This window comes from Paraburkholderia sp. BL6669N2 (genome assembly GCF_003387275.1).
Taxonomy (GTDB): domain Bacteria; phylum Pseudomonadota; class Gammaproteobacteria; order Burkholderiales; family Burkholderiaceae; genus Paraburkholderia.
Genome location: NZ_QUNA01000002.1, coordinates 3017815 through 3033872, shown reverse-complemented (window position 1 = coordinate 3033872; position 16058 = coordinate 3017815). Strand labels below are relative to the sequence as shown.

The window sequence follows — 16058 nt, the reverse complement described above, 5'->3', positions numbered from 1 at the left end:
TCCGTTTTTAGCGTTGTAGACGGCGGCCGACCGTAAAGACGGGATCAAGCATCCACGTCTCAAAGAAGAAACTCATCATGTCGACGATCCACTTTCACTACAACACCACTTCGACGCCCGAGCAGTTTATCGCGGGGCTCATCGACTTCGGGCCTGGCCGCTCAAAGCTTTTTAGCAACAGTGCCGACACATACCTCGCGGTGCATCATCGTGGTATCTCTGACGCCGACGTAACGGAGGGGTCCGGCGGCATATGGGAACGCCTGCACTACGACTGGTCGAATCCCGATTGTGTCGTCATGAAGACAACCGACTCCAACGTATGGGGCGGCAAATCGGGTCATACCTACAAGTTCACGCGTCTACCCGATGGGACGACCTTGTTAGATGCCTTGGTGGTCCGCGAAGGCAAAAACATCAGAGGGCGGTTACTCGGCCTCGTGCTCGGAAATGAATGTTTTTGGGATGGCTTAACATGACAACCGATTTTCCAGATATTTTGCCGAGACGTCGCTTCATTGGAGTTGCGGCGGCGACCGTTGCGGCAGCCTCATTAAGCCAGGTAGCCTTTGCCGAAACGGATCAGTCTATCACTGAGGTTGCGCCACCGAAGGGCAGCGACAAGACCGCGATTCGTCCACTCCGTATCCATGCGCCGGAATCGCGGCTTGCCGATTTGCGCCGGCGCATCAAGGCGACGCGATGGCCTGAACGGGAAACGGTCGCGGATGCATCGCAAGGCGTGCAACTGGCGACCATGCAGAAACTCGCGCGTTACTGGTCGACCGGGTACGACTGGCGCAAGGTCGAGGCACGGCTAAATGCCTTGCCGCAATTCGTCACCGAGATCGACGGGCTAGACATTCACTTCATCCATGTTCGTTCGAAGCGTCAGAACGCATTGCCGATCGTCATCACGCACGGATGGCCCGGATCGATTATTGAGCAGATGAAGATTATCGATCCGTTGACCAATCCGACGGCTCATGGCGGGAATCCGTCGGACGCATTCGATGTCGTGATTCCGTCCCTGCCCGGTTACGGCTTCTCAGGCAAGCCAACCGCGACGGGCTGGGATCCTGCGCGGATCGCACGCGCTTGGGTTGAATTGATGCAGCGCCTTGGATACAGCCGATACGTTGCGCAAGGTGGTGATTGGGGGAACGCTGTCACGGAGCAGATGGCGTTACTTCAGCCACCAGGACTGCTGGGCATACATACCAACATGCCGGCGACCGTGCCGGACAACGTTGCGAAGGCACTCAAGTTTGGCGACTCGGCCCCCGCCGGACTCTCTCCGGACGAAAAGCACGCGTTTGATCAGCTCGACTTTTTCTACAAGCACGGTCTCGGTTATGCGCAGGAGATGGCAGGCCGACCGCAGACGCTGTACGGAATCGAAGATTCGCCAATCGGCCTCGCGTCGTGGATGCTTGACCACGATGCAGCGAGCCTTGCGCTGATTACCCGAGTGTTTGACGGACAGTCAGAAGGTCTCACTCGGGATGACGTTCTCGACAACGTCACCCTCTATTGGCTGACCAACACCGGCATCTCGTCGGCCCGCCTATATTGGGAAAACAAGCTTAACTTCTTTGAACCGAAGCATGTTGCCATCCCAGTTGCCGTCAGCGTCTTTCCGGACGAGCTGTACGCGGCCCCACAAAGCTGGGCAAAGCAGGCGTATTCGGAGCTGATTCACTATAACCGTCTACCCAAAGGCGGGCATTTCGCCGCTTGGGAGCAGCCGAAGGCTTTCACGGAAGAAGTTCGCGCGAGCTTCCGGTCTCTACGTTGAGCTTGAGGTGCGGACGTCGACGAACTAGCTTGGTTCGGGGCGTGTTCGGCGCCTGTTCTGCATGCAAAGGCCGTCGAATCCACATGTGACCAGTTGTCGTCTCTCTCTTTATAAAAGAAGCTCGCCCCGTGGACTCGTAGACCCTCCCCCCGGTGAGCTCAGCCCCACATGGAGGGCTTAACGTTTCGACCAATCGGTGGGTTGGGAATTGGAACAAAACTTGGATCGCTCATCGCTGGAACAACCGTAATGCGAGAGTGGTCGCACTGAAAGCGCCTTGCCGCCTCTGCCAAAGTCTCCCACGCGCGATCAACGCGAGGGAGACCACCGGATCACAGCTTCGAGATATTTTCTTCGGTATTGTCAGAGTTCCTGGGGAGCGCCGCCGTGGCTTCCAGTTCCTCGCCGAGGACTGAACGAGCGCACTTGCCTTAGCACGCCAAGACAGCATATGAGTTGAAGTCCCGTTGCTTGCGCGTGCGGGGTTCAGCCTGCGTGAAGCAATAGCCATTTGAGAAATGGCGCTAAAACTGGAGAGATGGTGACATTGAGCATGCCGCTCAGAATCATCACGAGACCTGCAACTGTACCCTCGGCTGTGCCCAACTGATAGGCTCTTGCGGTCCCGGCGCCGTGTGCACTCATGCTCGGAAATGCGCCCCGTGCAAGAGATGAGCGGACTGGGAGCCAAGAAATCATCACATCGCCCGCGATCGCACCGACGACACTTGTAACGCCTACAAAGAATGCGGTCAGGCTTGGAATGCCGCCAATCTCTCCTGAGACGGCCATGGCAAATGGCATATTGAGCGATCTCGGAAGCAGGCTCCGCAGGACGTCGGGCGCGATGTGCAATTGCGATGCGAATGCGTAGGAAGTTACGAAGGCAGTCAACGATCCCGCGACAGAACCGAGATAAGGATCAACCAGTGCTCGCGAATCAATTGCCGCTTCTCATAAATCGGCGCAGCAAATGCAACCGTAGTGGGCTCAAGTAGCGCCACGAGCCAGCCCGTTCCTCCGATGTAGTCATGGTACGTCTGATGAAGTCAGAGTACCAAGCCAATCAGCTGTAGGGAGCCACTGCGATCGGCATGAGCCAGACGCGGGGCCATCTACGGTGGATGCGTTTCATGGTCAAGAACAAGATGATCGTCGCGACGACCAGCCCATGATGTGAACCAAATCGTAGGTCAAGCGTTTCCATGCTTTGCTGCCCTTTGGTAAATCCGCTCCACGATGATCGCTGTTACAAACATGACAGATAACGGGGCCAAGTGGTTCTCCGGGAGACAAAAGCGGGTCGTGCCAAAGATACGAGTCGAGCAGAGTGTGTCATCGCTCGAAACGCCCCGGCGCGTTAGATGCTGCGTTGCGCAGTTGACCACCACGCTGACCCTGAAAGCGTGCCCACTCAGTAGCTGCCTGGGTTTGTCTTTCAGACTGAATTGCAGGATGCCGGGGAGCCCTGGGTTTGCTTTTGGCTCATTGCGGCATTCCGACTGCGTCGTCGACTTGAGCCTTTCATCTTCGCCCTGAGGACGTTGTCGTGCTATGGTGCTTCGAGGCTATTTCCACAAAGGCACGAACAGCAGGAGACAATTCGCGCCGTCTGTTCGCTAAAGCGAGATGAACGGGAAACTCGAAGTCTGCGATTGATCTGAAACAAAGACCGGGCTGCGCAAAATTTCGCATCGATTCGGGTACGACAGAGACACCGTAGCCAGCGGAAGCCAGGCTCAGGGCGGAGATAAAGTCATGGACACGATAGTCAAGGAGGGCACTAAAGCCGCCTGTGGTGCCTAAGACTGACAAAACCTCGCCAAAGCCCTCATCCTCCTCGAAGTGTGGCGAAATGAACGACTGCCCCTTCAGGTCACACGCCTTTAGCGTGCCGCGGCTTGCCAGGGGATGATCCTCGGCGAGCGCCACCATAAGACGCTCGGTTTGGAGGATCGTAGCTACGACTTCCGGCGGATACTGACGTCTGGGCCGTACGATTCCTACGTCGATCTCGCCACTGTCGAGCGCCTCGAACTGTCGGGGCGTCTCCATCGAAAGCACTTCGATTCGGACACTCGAATGTGAGAGACGAAAGTCCCGCAAGATTCCAGACAAGACGCCGCTGGTCACCCCCGACGCAACAGAGCCAATTCGCACAATACCGGCAAGTCCTCTTGCTGCCAGTCGCCCTATCTGATCGGCACGCTCAATATGCCGCAATGCAGCTACGGCCTCTGCGTGAAACAGCTTGCCCGCGTCGGTAAGCGCGACGGGTTGACGTTTGTTCCGGCTTATCAGGCGGACGCCGAGGTCGCCCTCGAGCCGTTGAATCTGGCTGCTCAACGCAGACTGTGCAATCTCCAACCGATCGGCCGCGCGTGCGAAGTGCAACTCTTCAACAAGGGCGACGAAATAACGGAGTTGACGGGCATCGACCATCTAATCTGAATTTCCGTATAAACATTCACGATTCTGGTCTGGATGGTATCAAGAAAGAGCGCTTAAATGTAGCTAGATTCTTACGGAGACAACCATGAACGAATTGATGACTGATGACACGATTTGCGCGCCGAACGATCTATTCCTTGTTTCGCCACACCCAACTCACCACCGGATCATGCATCTGACCACTGATGCCGACGCGTTAGTTGGCTTCATCCAGGATGCCCGCGACATTGACCTGCAAAATTTGGAATATGTGCCGTTCATGCGTCATCACCTGGCCAACCTCCTGATTCAGCGACTCGGTGATGGATTTGCGAAAGCGTTGATCGAACTCGTCAAGGATCGGCGGCACGGCGGGTTCACCTTGGGATTGCAAGGTCTATCAGACGACCCCGCTGACTTCGTAAAATTCGGCACTGCTGTCGGTCATATTCTCGGCCCGGCAAACCACGATGCAATGTCGGGTACCTACTATGCACGTTTTCTTGTGAAACACACTGACGACAGCGATTCATACCTCCGTCAAGCTTATCGGCTGTTCACTATGCACACCGATGGTACCTTTGTTAGCGAAGCGACCGATTGGCTGCTAATGATGAAGTTTGCCGAGACCAATGCAATCGGTGGCGAGTCGAGGTTTCTGCACATCGACGATTGGCAAGATCGCGATGTGTACGTAAATCAGCCCTTCGGAACCACGCCGTTCCTTTACAAGGCACCCGGTTCAAAAAACGTCACCGAAAAGGTGCAGCGCCCGATATTTTTCCAAAGTGATTTTGGTTTGTCGATTTCGTTCATTGACCAGTTCGTGCAGCCAGCCAATCGGGAAGAGGGAGCGTTCCTCCGGTCACTTTCTGAGTCGATGGAAGCCTCGAGCGGTACTAAGGAGGTGGTATTGCCGGTCGGTGACCTTGTCGTTCTGAACAACTACTTCTACCTCCATGGTCGGGCGCCGTTCGAAAGGAACGAAGCGTTGCACCGCGAACTGATGCGACAACGGGGCATGTTCTCGTAAGCGGGGATTTTCGGAATGCCGCATACTCGCGGCGCCCCGCGGTCGTGCGGGAGGGGTTTTTGTGGAGAGAAAGATGAAAGATCACGTCGACAGTGAAACAGTGAATCATATGTCACGCGGTGGTACGCCAAATCAGACTGCATATGGTGTCAGGAACGACGTGCCCGCGAACCTTCGCAGTCTGCTGTCGCTAGCGGACTTTGAGCTGGCCGCGCGAAAAATTCTGCCGCGACCCTTGTTCGGATATATCGCCGGTGCGGCAGAAGACGGGTCTTCTCATGCCGCAAACCGCGCCGCATTCGAGCGGCTTAAGTTCCATCCTCGTGTACTTGTAGATGTTTCTCGACGATCGCAGGCTGTCACGATCTTTGGAAAGACGTATGCGTCACCCTTTGGAATTGCTCCTATAGGAATTAGCGCAATCTCCGCCTATCGCGGCGACGTTGTCTTGGCGATGGCCGCGAAGGAAGAGAACATCCCCGCGATCATGAGCGGCTCTTCACTCATTCCCATGGAGACGGTTCGATCTGCTGCGCCAGACACATGGTTTCAGGCATATCTCCCTGGTGACACTGCCCGCATCGATGCACTGATAGACAGAGTCAAGATTGCGGGATTTTCTACACTGGTCTTGACTGTCGATATACCGGTTTGGGCAAACCGGGAAAATAATGTTCGAACGGGCTTCTCGTTGCCGTTGCGCCCGTCACTCCGTTTGGCGATCGACGGCATCTCAAGACCAAAATGGTTGGCAGGCACCTTTCTGCGTACGTTGATGAATCATGGTATGCCGCACTTCGAAAACTCGTTCGCGACACGAGGTGCGCCGATGTTGTCGGCTACGGCCATTCGCGATACAACTGGGCGTGATCATCTTTCGTGGGTGGACATTGAGCGAATTCGCCGACGTTGGAGCGGTAACCTGGTGATCAAGGGGATTCTCCACGTTGACGATGCGAAACGAGCGACCTCAATTGGTGCCGACGGAATCATTGTATCTAACCACGGAGGACGCCAGCTAGACGGCGCCGTTGAGCCGCTGAGCGTCTTGCCGCAGATTAGCGAAGCCATTGGCCATAAAATTGTCGTGATGATGGATAGCGGAATCAGGCGGGGAGGGGACGTACTCAAGGCGCTGGCGCTTGGAGCGCATTTCGTATTCGTCGGTCGACCGTTCATGTATGCGGCTGCAGTGGGCGGGGCTCCAGGAGTGCGGCACGCGATCTCGCTGCTCCGAGATGAAGTGGACCGAGACATGGCGATGCTTGGAACCTCGTCAGTCGCACAACTACGTGGTACGGTAATCGGTAGCCGGGCTGGCGGTGAGTGACGCCATGTTAGCCGCGCATCGCGTAGAGCGGGACGCGATTTGGGTCCCTTCTGCGAGCCGACAAAATGGGGCCGCGAGAGTTTGGTCTACAGAATCGGCACGGCGACGATGATGTGCGCTGTACCCACCCCCTGACGTATCGCCGTGTTCCGGGAGTCCCGCGGCGCTTGTCTGGCTTGTGGATGGTTAGGGCACCCGTACGCGCCGAGAAGCCACTCCCAAGCGTGAGTCATATCGGCTTGAGCACTTCTTCGCATACCTCTAGCCACGCGCGTGCGGCATGGGACAAATATCGATCGCGTGACCAGATATTGGCCAAGGTCCACTCCAGTTCCGGTTCAACGACGCGCGCAATCGAAAGTTGGCTAACGTCTATTCGTGCCAGAAACGGCTGAGGTAGAAATGTTGTCCCGAGCCCCGCTTCAGCCAACGCCGCTAGAAATTCCCAATGCCCGCTTTGGGCCACAATATGAGGCTCGATGTCTAACTCGCGAAACGCGATACGAAGCCGACGGGTCAAGGCGGACCCTTCCTCAAGGAGAACCAGCGGTTCGTCCTTGAATGCGGAGATCTCGACGGTAGGACAGCCGGCCCATGGGACATGCCGCGGGCCGACTGCGCATATCGCGTAACGTGCAACGACCCGAGTGGAAAATTTCTCCTGAGCGGTATCCGAAAACAGGACAGTTGCGGCAACCTCCAGTTCGCCGCTTATGATCTTCTGTTCCAGGACGCTACCTCCATGCTCAGCGAGACATAGCTCAAGCTTTGGGTATCGCCGTCGAAATTCGCTCACGACAGCTGGGAAGGAAAGGTTGCCCATCCGTGGCATGCCTACCGTCAATTCACCGCGGCCAAGTTGCGCGACATCAGCAACTTCGAGCTGCAATTCGCGGATCACGCCCAACGCCTGCAAGCCTCGTTCATAAACGACGCGCCCTACGTCCGTGGGACGGACCGTCCTGCCTTCACGAATCAAAAGCGGTTGACCGATCTCCTCCTCTAGTTGCCGGACCATTTTGCTGATCGTCGACTGTGTGACGAACACTGCCGCAGCGGCGTGCGTGAAGCTGCCAAGTTTTACAGTCTCGACGAAATAGCGCAGGGCGCGGATGTCCATAGACATGCTGGTTGCTTCTGAGCGGAAAAAAGCGAATACCTTCCATGATAATTAATCGTACTGAGAATGACAAAACTTTAACTACACTTTCGTGGAGCAACGTTAGCTGACGGGCCGTGCGGAGTGGTCGGAGACCTCGGCGCGGACTGACACGAAATTAAAGGAGATTGAATTGTTTGAGGATCGTGTTCGATTGCCGCTGCTTCGCAGCAAAATTACGACAGCAGAGGAGGCGGCATCGCTGATTCGTGAGGGTATGACTGTCGGGACAAGTGGTTTTGGGGCTGCTGGCGACTGCAAGGTCGTGCCACGTGCGCTCGCCGACCGGGCTGTGAGAGAAGGACTGCGGATCACCTTGATGACGGGCGCGTCGGGTGGGTACGACAGCGATGGCGTGCTTGCTGAAGCCAAAGCCATTCGTCGGCGCATACCCTATCAGTCTGACAAGACCCTCCGTAACCAGATCAACGCTGGAGAGGTCATGTTCTTCGATCTCCATCTCTCAGAGATGGCCGAGCAACTGCGCGACGGTCACTTAGGTCCGGTAGACGTCGCCATTATCGAAGCCATCGCGGTGACAGAAGATGGAATTGTGCCAACGATGTCAGTTGGTAACTCAGCGGTGTTTGCGGCGCTCGCGAAGCAGGTGATTGTCGAGATCAACCTTGAAATGCCACTTGCGCTGGAAGGATTGCACGACGTGTATGCACCGGGTCCTCGCACCCATCGCTGGCCAATTCCGATCACGTCGACAGAGCAGCGAATTGGTCTGCCATACATTCCTGTGGATCGCGAGAAGATTGCCGCCATCGTTATAACCCATAAGCGTGACAGTCCAAACAACGTTCAACCACCCGACGCAGAGACCATGCAGATTGCGGGGCACTTGAATGAGTTCCTGGCAAACGAGGTAAAAACGGGGCGGCTGCAGTCGTCGTTGCAACCACTTCAGGCGGGTGTCGGCTCCATTGCGAATGCTGTCCTACATGGTTTGGTCGACTCTGGCTATCGTGGCCTACGCATGTACTCAGAGGTACTGCAGGATAGTGCAATCGAATTGTTGGACGCGGGGTGCCTAGAGTTTGCCTGCGCGTCGGCGCTCATGCTATCCGCACCATATCAGGCTCGGTTTTTTGATGGTATCGAGAAGTACAGGTCCCGCATCCTCCTACGACCGCAGGAAATCAGCAACAACCCCGAAGTCATTCGTCGCCTTGGCGTCATTGCGGTGAACACGGCTCTAGAGTGCGACATTTATGGGAACGTGAATTCGACGCACGTCTGCGGTACGCACATGATGAATGGCCTGGGCGGTTCGGGAGACTATGCGCGGAACGCGTACCTGTCGGTCTTCGTGACAAAATCGCTGGCGAAGGGTGGCGATATTTCCAGCATCGTACCGATGGTTTCGCATGTTGACCACATCAGTCACGACGTGGACGTCCTCGTAACAGAGCACGGACTGGCCGATCTACGGGGGCTTGCGCCGCGAGAACGGGCGCAGCAAATAATCAACAACTGCGTCGATCCATCGTATCGAAATGCGTTACGTGACTACGTTACGAGAGCGGGAACCCGCGGCGGCCATACGCCTCATTTGCTTGAGAGCGCTCTCGCGTGGCACACGCATTACCAGAAACACGGAAATATGCACGGGGCGCTGGATCCGGCTTCGGCAAGGGTGGCCGAACCTTCGGAAATTTAAGGGGCGCGGACTCGCGGATCCAGGACGTCCTTCGGTTTGAGAGCCGTTGGCCCCCTTTTTGATATTCACCGAGGTCAAAAATCATGTATGAAGCGTTATCTCTGTATATAGACGGCGAGTTTGTCGATGGAGGGCTCCGATCGAGTCAGGTCGTGACGAATCCATCTACGCTCGAAACACTCGCTCATCTTCCGCATGCCAATGAAGTAGATATCGACCGTGCCATCGCTGCTGCACATCGCGCGTTCGAATCGTGGCGGCAGACGTCCCCGGTTGATCGTGCGTCGATTCTCCGCAATGTTGCGACAAGGATTCGGAATGACATCGATACGATCGCGCGCAATATCACGCTGGATCAGGGCAAGCCACTCGCGGAAGCCAAAGTGGAGGTTCTGGCGTGTGCGGAGCACGTCGATTGGCACGCGGAAGAAAGTCGCCGCATCTACGGTCGAGTTATTCCAGCGCGTCATTCATCGATCCGTCAGATAGTGGTCCATGAACCCGTAGGCGTGTGTGCCGCATTTACGCCGTGGAATTTCCCCTTTAACCAGGCGATCCGGAAAGTCGCAGCTGCGTTGGGCGCCGGATGTACGCTTATACTGAAGGGGCCCGAGGAGTCACCAAGTGCGGTTATGGCGATTGCTCGGTTGTTTCACGACGCCGGATTGCCGAAAGGGTGCCTCAATATTGTGTGGGGAAAGCCGGCGGAAATATCACATCGACTTATCACGTCTCCGATTGTCCGTAAGATCTCCTTTACGGGCTCGGTCGAAGTCGGAAAACAGCTGGCGGCCCTGGCAGGCAGTCACATGAAGCGAGTGACCATGGAGCTTGGTGGGCACGCGCCAGTCCTCGTTTTTGACGATAGTGACGTTCCCCGCGCCGCGAAGATGCTCGCCAAACTCAAAGTACTTAATGCAGGTCAAGCCTGTGTTTCTCCGACGCGCTTCTTTGTACAAGAGGGTGCATACGACGATTTCGTTTCGATCTTCCGCGACACCCTTGCATCTGTCAAAGTCGACGATGGGTTGCAGGCCGACGTCACTATGGGCCCGGTGGCCAACGAGAGAGGTGGCGCCGCTTGTTCGGACAGGGTCCCGAGATTTTTAAGTGGAATTGTTGGGGCAATCAAGCTGCCGATTTTATCGCTGGCAGCGTGGCGAAGTATGCTTCATCCGGCGTCTGATCGGCCAGCCTCGAATGAGGCCGATTCTGGTTATACCAGTTCAGGTAATTGCCGATTGAGCGACGCGCGTGGCCTACCGAGTCGTACGCTTTCAAATAAACCTCTTCATATTTGACGCTGCGCCACACCCGTTCGACGAACACGTTGTCACGCCAGGCGCCTTTTCCGTCCATCGACAGGAGAACCTTCCGGCCGAGAACCGCGTCGGTGAATTCGGTTGCGGTGAACTGGCTTCCTTGATCCGTGTTGACGATCTCAGGCGGCCCGTATTTCGCAAACGCTTCCTCCAGCGCCTCGACAGCATGGCAGCTCTCTAGTGTGATCGCCACCCGGTGCGCCAACACCCGGCGGCTCGCCCAGTCCACGACGGCCGTCAGATAGACGAAGCCCCGCGCCATCGGGATATAGCTCGTATCGAGCGCCCAGACCTGATTGGCCCGATCGATTTTCCGGTTGCGCAGCAGGTACGGCCAGATCCTGTGGGCTGCATGCTTGCGGCTCGTGTTTGGCTTGCGATACAACGCCTCGACGCCCATGCGCTTCATCAAGGTGCCAACGTGCCTGCGTCCGACTGTGATACTTTCGCGACGCAGTAGACGTGCCAACATTCGCGCCCCGGCAAATGGATGGTCGAGGTGAAGCTCGTCAATCCGGCGCATCAATTTCAGATCCGCTTCGCTGACCTCACGCGGCTGATAATAGGCACTCGAGCGGCTTATGCCTAACAGCCGGGCCTGCTGCGTCACCGGCAGGGCGTGATCACGATCGATCATCGCTTTACGCCCAGCAGTCCCGCCTTGCTGAGCGCGCTTTCTAAAAAATCATTCTCCAACGTCAACTGTCCGATCTTCGCGTGCAACACCCTCACGTCGATTGGCGGTGCAGCTGGGGGCGCGTTGCCCGCGTCGAACACATCGGCAACCCGCTCCTGCAACTGCTTCTTCCAGTCCGTGATCTGGTTCGGATGGACATCAAATTGCTGGGCCAACTCTGCCAGCGTCTTGTCGCCCTTGAGCGCCGCTAGTGCCACCTTTGCCTTGAATGCCGGTGAGTGTGTCCGTCGGTTTCGTTTCGTCATCTTCTGGTTCCTTGTCGCCGGCCATTATGACCGACTCACGCCCCAGCTTTTCCACTCAATGAACTGTCCGAATTTCCGGAGCCACCTCTGAGCGACGCGTAGCGGCGATGTCCTCGTTCGTGGAGGATGCGAAACGTCTTGGGGGTAACGTGCTTTTTGGTGGCGAACCGCTCGAGCGGACGGGGCATTTCTTTCCGCCTACGCTCATTACTGGGTTGCCTGACAGCGCGAAACTGATGCGTGAAGAGCCTTTCGGTCCGATCGCACCGGTCGTGCGTTTTAAGGATGTTGGCGAAGGAATTCGTCGCGCCAACAGTCTTCCCTTCGGCTTGGCTTCCTACGTTTTCACCGGTTCACTGCAAACCGCAACGAACGTCTCTAATGCCATCGAAGCTGGAATGGTGAACATCAACCACTTCGGAATATCTCTGCCCGAGACACCATTCGGCGGTATTAAAGATAGCGGAATTGGTGTCGAAGGAGGTAGTGAGACATTCGATGGATATGTGACCACTAAGTTCATCACTCAACGATAGGTCGAGGAGGAGCGCATGGTAATGCGCTCCTCCGAACCATTCATTACGTGCATCAGCATAAGGTAGGTAGGCCGGAGGATTTTAATTGCCGCGGCGGCCTTGGTCACGATGTACCGCAGTCCAATATGTCGTCGTCGATGATCGTGGCCATCCTTGTTGGTGACGAAAGCACAATTAGTGGCCCTGCAATCGTTTTAAACCAGCTGTTTCATTTCCCAGCGCTCCGTAGTGGGCGCCTCTGTTGGCCGGCACAGAACGAAGGCGTAGAAAGAGAAGGTGAATACGTTACAAAAAATGCGGATGTTCGTCCGCGTTGTGGAAGCGGGTAGCTATACTGCAGCAGCCAAGTCCCTTGACTCGCGGACTGGCATATTGTCGCGCGCAGTATCGGAACTTGAAGCGCATCTGAGCATACGTCTGCTGAATCGTTCGTCACGTCGGTTTGCGTTAACACCAGCAGGAGAACGGTATTTCGGACGGTGTCAGAAGATTCTTTCAGATGTTGAAAATGCCGAAGAGGAAGCTGGCTCGGCGCATGTGCTTCGTGCAGGCATGTTACGTATGCACAGTTTTGCTGGTATTGGCCAACAATATGTGCTACCCGCGATCGTGCAATACCGCAAGGCACATCCACAGGTCACGTTCGAACTGACCTTGTCGCAACAAATGCCCCAACTCGCGCGAGAGAACGGGGACGTTTCGCTCATTTCTGCTTCTTCGTTGTCTGATCCCGAACTTGTAGCACATGACGTCGGGGTGACGTTCAGCGTCTTGTGTGCCTCGCCCGCGTATCTACTAAAGCATGGTACGCCACGCAAGCCGGCGGATCTATTGCTTCACGAATGCCTGATCCTGAAGTCCCCAGCTTTCGACTCGCGTGGTTGGACGCTCCACAGTCCCGAAGAAACAACTGAAGTTCAAGTAGATGGCCCGGTGCGAGTGAACGTTCCCGGATCGCTGGCGGTGGCAATCTCCGAAGGTCTGGGTATTGGCATGCTGCCGGTATATGCGGCGATAGACGGCTTGCGCGATGGAACGCTCGTACGAGTCTTACCGAATCACACAGTCCAGGCAAGCAACGTTTACGTTGCCTATCGTTCCCGGACATATATTGATGCGCGAACAAGGGCCTGGGTGGAGTTTCTCCGTGCGTACCTGCCGCAGGTCATCGCGCGTGACCTTAACTTGCTCGAATCCCTCACGTAAGCAGTTCCCGGTCGTGGGGCGGTCACGCGTGGGAACGTTTGCATCAAGGCGTCGAGATTACCATCTGGGTCCCCTGCGATTGCAGTCTTTGGAGATAGACCAGTGCAAGACCAACGATGGCGTCGATCATACTGACAGACGCTCCACGACAATCGTACGCCCTCTGGCTTTACAAATCGGAAAGGTACAGCACAAATAGCGTTGCTTCGAAGTGACTGGAAAGGAGGGGAATCATTAAGAGATGTTAGGAACCCAAAACTGTGAGTTAGGAGTTCCTTCTGCCCGGCGATTGAATTGGCTCCCGTGTTCGACACGGGAGCCATGTGTACATTCAAGTTTTAAGTAATTCGACTCGGCACGCGATACCCTTCATGTGTGGGATTCCCTGTTCACGATCGAGGTGGTCTTCATCGTCAGGGCAGAGCTGAGCATCGGCGAGTTCCCATGCACCTGAAAGCGTGCCATCGCCTTCGTCGCGTTCCGGCAGCCACCACCCATGTGGAACACGTACAACACCTTTGGGCATATCGGGTCGGATTGCCGTTTTGAGCCGGATACGGCCTTGAGGCGTGACTACCTCTGCCCAATCGTCTTCAGCAACGCCTGCTACACGGGCGTCCTCAGCATGGATGAACATAATCGGATGGGGCTTTCGCGCGCGTAACGCGGGAATATGGCGGTGACCGGTCTGAAAGTATTCATCATCTCTTACGCCCATGAACATGGTCAACGGAAATGCCGGGTTAGCAGGGGGCGCATCACGCCAGTAAGGTAGAGGGTCTAGGCCCAAATCGTTTAGCACTGAGGAGAACAACTCTACGCGTCCAGAAGGTGTGGCAAAGCCAGTCTTGCGATATTTTTGGTACTCGAATGGGCGGGCATGGTAAGGAAATTTTTCGGAAAAGGTTGCGAAGTCTATTTCGAGCCGATTGAGTCGATGATCAAGCATCGCTTCGTTCGTCTCCCAGGGAAAATGCTCGCCCAATCCCATTCGGACCGCCAGATCTCTCCAGAACTCATATACAGTACGGCATTCACCGGGGGCCTCGACAGTCTTTTGCGATGGTCGGTAGATTGACGTCCAGCCGAAGCCATCTGCCAAACAGTTTCGCTCGAGCCATGCATCGCCGGGAAGAATATAGTCCGCAAGCTGCGCGGTGGGCGTGCGAAAATGCTCGAAGGCTACGACGAGATCTTGATTTAATAGGGCTCGGTGGATCAGTTGCATGTTCGCAAAGCTCATCAACGTGTTGTTTCCGAGTGTGATGAATGCCTTGACCGGATAGGGTTTCTCATCAGCCATCGCTCTGAACGTGGCAGATGGGGTTGCCATATAGCAGCCCGTTATCAAATTCGGCCACTCATGGCCCCATACACGTTTCGCGGGCTCCCGCAATGCGGCCATGCCTCGGTACGTGAACAACGGGTGATCGACCGCGCCCAATTGCTTCGCCTTTTGTTCGTCCGAAAGCACGTCGTGGCGCTCAAGTTCCGATTCGTGAACAATGTCTGGATGAAAGCCATGCAGGAGTTCGCCGCCCGGGACGTCGAGATTGCCGCAGATTGCGCGCAAGATGCACATCAGCCTGATGGCAGAGGTCGAATTGCGCTGCTGGTCGGTGATAGGTGTCCACGGTATTACCGCTGGTCCGTTCGTCGCATACATACGGGCCGCTTGCCGGATGAGTTCGGCCGAAACGCCTGTAATCGCTTCGACACGATCAAGGGGAAATTCATTCACTCGTGCGCGGAACTCTTCGAATCCCGAGGTCCACTCGGCCACGAACTCTTTGTCATACAGTTCTTCGTCGAGAATCACCTTAAGCCAGCCGAAACACATGGCTGCGTCGGTGCCGGGCTTTAAAGGAAGCCAGAGATCCGCTAGCTCAGCGTTTTCGCTCTTGCGAGGATCCAAAACGATTAATTTCGCGCCGCGCTGCTGAGCCCGACGAATAGCGTTGTAAACCGGCGTCCACGAGTGTTGCTTGGGATTATGCCCAAAGAGGACGACGCATTGTGTCTGTGGATAATCGGGATAGGGGTACCAGCCATAGACGAGCCGGTTGACTGCAGCAGTGTTCCCTGCGCAAATTGCGACACCGCTGATCCAGTTTGGTGAGCCCAGAAAATTCATGAACCGACGGCCGGCTCCGTTATCGGTCTGTGTGTTCCATTGGGAGGTCGAGACCGCGAGCGCTTCTGGCCCATATCTTTCGATCACCTGAGAGAGTCGCTCGGCGATGTCGTCCATAGCCTCGTCCCAAGTGACTTGTTCCCACTTTCCCTCGCCTCTGGCGCCTACACGCTTCAACGGGTGCAGAACTCGCTTCGGATGTGATAGCCCTTGCGGTGCATGTACTCCCTTCATACAAATGTTGGCGCGCAATGGGCGAGGATCGATCGCCTTGACCAACACGTCACCGACGTTTCCTGACTCGGGTACTTCCGTACGCACTTGGCAATAAATATCGCATCCTGAACAGATCGCGCGTTTCTCCAGCATGGCTCATCCTTTTGGCAGTGGCCGCCTAGTGGTTGCGGGTTTTCCCTAGGCGCGCCGTACTTCTGAAAACGTGTGTACACACCTATTATAGGCGTACTTCCGATTTCTGCAATCAGGCAAGGAGAATCTCTTT

The 16058-nt window shown here is 55.9% G+C and carries 10 protein-coding genes and 3 pseudogenes; 8 read left to right on the top strand and 5 right to left on the bottom strand.

Going from position 1 to position 16058, the window contains the following annotated elements; all coding sequences use genetic code 11:
- The first annotated feature begins 77 nt into the window (after window positions 1-77).
- Complete coding sequence (locus tag B0G80_RS36045; RefSeq protein WP_116122493.1) at window positions 78-479, top strand: hypothetical protein; 402 nt, start codon at window positions 78-80, stop codon at window positions 477-479.
- A complete protein-coding gene (locus tag B0G80_RS36040) occupies window positions 476-1798 on the top strand; it encodes an epoxide hydrolase family protein (protein WP_116122492.1) in 1323 nt (440 codons plus the stop codon). Before B0G80_RS36045 ends, B0G80_RS36040 begins: the two co-directional genes overlap by 4 nt.
- 486 nt (window positions 1799-2284) lie before the next feature.
- Here the strand turns inward: B0G80_RS36040 and B0G80_RS46515 are convergent.
- A pseudogene (locus B0G80_RS46515) lies at window positions 2285-2802 on the bottom strand (LrgB family protein).
- Window positions 2803-3322: 520 nt separating this feature from the next.
- Window positions 3323-4240: a LysR family transcriptional regulator gene (locus B0G80_RS36030; protein WP_116122491.1), complete on the bottom strand. Its 918-nt coding sequence runs from the start codon at window positions 4238-4240 to the stop codon at window positions 3323-3325.
- 94 nt (window positions 4241-4334) lie between these two features.
- On the opposite strand from B0G80_RS36030, the gene glaH reads away from it, so the two are divergent.
- Both glaH and B0G80_RS36020 read left to right on the top strand, forming a co-directional pair.
- Window positions 4335-5261: a glutarate dioxygenase GlaH gene (glaH, locus tag B0G80_RS36025; protein ID WP_181920142.1), complete on the top strand. Its 927-nt coding sequence runs from the start codon at window positions 4335-4337 to the stop codon at window positions 5259-5261.
- A gap of 109 nt (window positions 5262-5370) precedes the next feature.
- Window positions 5371-6591 (top strand): alpha-hydroxy acid oxidase, encoded by a 1221-nt coding sequence (locus tag B0G80_RS36020; protein WP_116123852.1) that lies wholly within the window; start codon window positions 5371-5373, stop codon window positions 6589-6591.
- Window positions 6592-6820: 229 nt separating this feature from the next.
- Here the strand turns inward: B0G80_RS36020 and B0G80_RS36015 are convergent, their stop codons facing one another.
- Window positions 6821-7717 (bottom strand): LysR family transcriptional regulator, encoded by an 897-nt coding sequence (locus B0G80_RS36015; RefSeq protein WP_116122490.1) that lies wholly within the window; start codon window positions 7715-7717, stop codon window positions 6821-6823.
- A 166-nt stretch (window positions 7718-7883) separates the two neighbouring features.
- On the opposite strand from B0G80_RS36015, the gene B0G80_RS36010 reads away from it, so the two are divergent.
- Both B0G80_RS36010 and B0G80_RS36005 read left to right on the top strand, forming a co-directional pair.
- Window positions 7884-9416: an acetyl-CoA hydrolase/transferase family protein gene (locus B0G80_RS36010; protein ID WP_116122489.1), complete on the top strand. Its 1533-nt coding sequence runs from the start codon at window positions 7884-7886 to the stop codon at window positions 9414-9416.
- A gap of 83 nt (window positions 9417-9499) precedes the next feature.
- Window positions 9500-10549: pseudogene (locus tag B0G80_RS36005) on the top strand (aldehyde dehydrogenase family protein); the annotation flags it as partial.
- Here B0G80_RS36005 and B0G80_RS36000 read toward each other — a convergent pair.
- Window positions 10545-11680 (bottom strand): IS3 family transposase gene (locus B0G80_RS36000; RefSeq protein WP_408967691.1). Its coding sequence is split into 2 segments (ribosomal slippage): window positions 10545-11416 and window positions 11416-11680, totalling 1137 coding nucleotides; the frame shifts between segments, so codons are not numbered across the junction. The pseudogene B0G80_RS36005 and the gene B0G80_RS36000 sit on opposite strands and share 5 nt — an antisense overlap.
- A gap of 89 nt (window positions 11681-11769) precedes the next feature.
- On the opposite strand from B0G80_RS36000, the pseudogene B0G80_RS35995 reads away from it, so the two are divergent.
- Both B0G80_RS35995 and B0G80_RS35990 read left to right on the top strand, forming a co-directional pair.
- Window positions 11770-12216 (top strand): annotated as a pseudogene (locus tag B0G80_RS35995) (aldehyde dehydrogenase family protein); the annotation flags it as partial.
- 276 nt (window positions 12217-12492) lie between these two features.
- On the top strand, window positions 12493-13422 hold the full coding sequence (locus tag B0G80_RS35990; protein ID WP_116122487.1) for a LysR family transcriptional regulator: 930 nt from the start codon (window positions 12493-12495) through the stop codon (window positions 13420-13422).
- Between the two features lie 331 nt (window positions 13423-13753).
- Here B0G80_RS35990 and B0G80_RS35985 read toward each other — a convergent pair whose 3' ends face one another.
- Window positions 13754-15925 carry a molybdopterin-dependent oxidoreductase gene (locus tag B0G80_RS35985; RefSeq protein WP_116122486.1) on the bottom strand — a complete coding sequence of 724 codons (2172 nt, stop codon included), beginning with the start codon at window positions 15923-15925 and terminating at the stop codon, window positions 13754-13756.
- Between the last annotated feature and the right edge of the window lie 133 nt (window positions 15926-16058).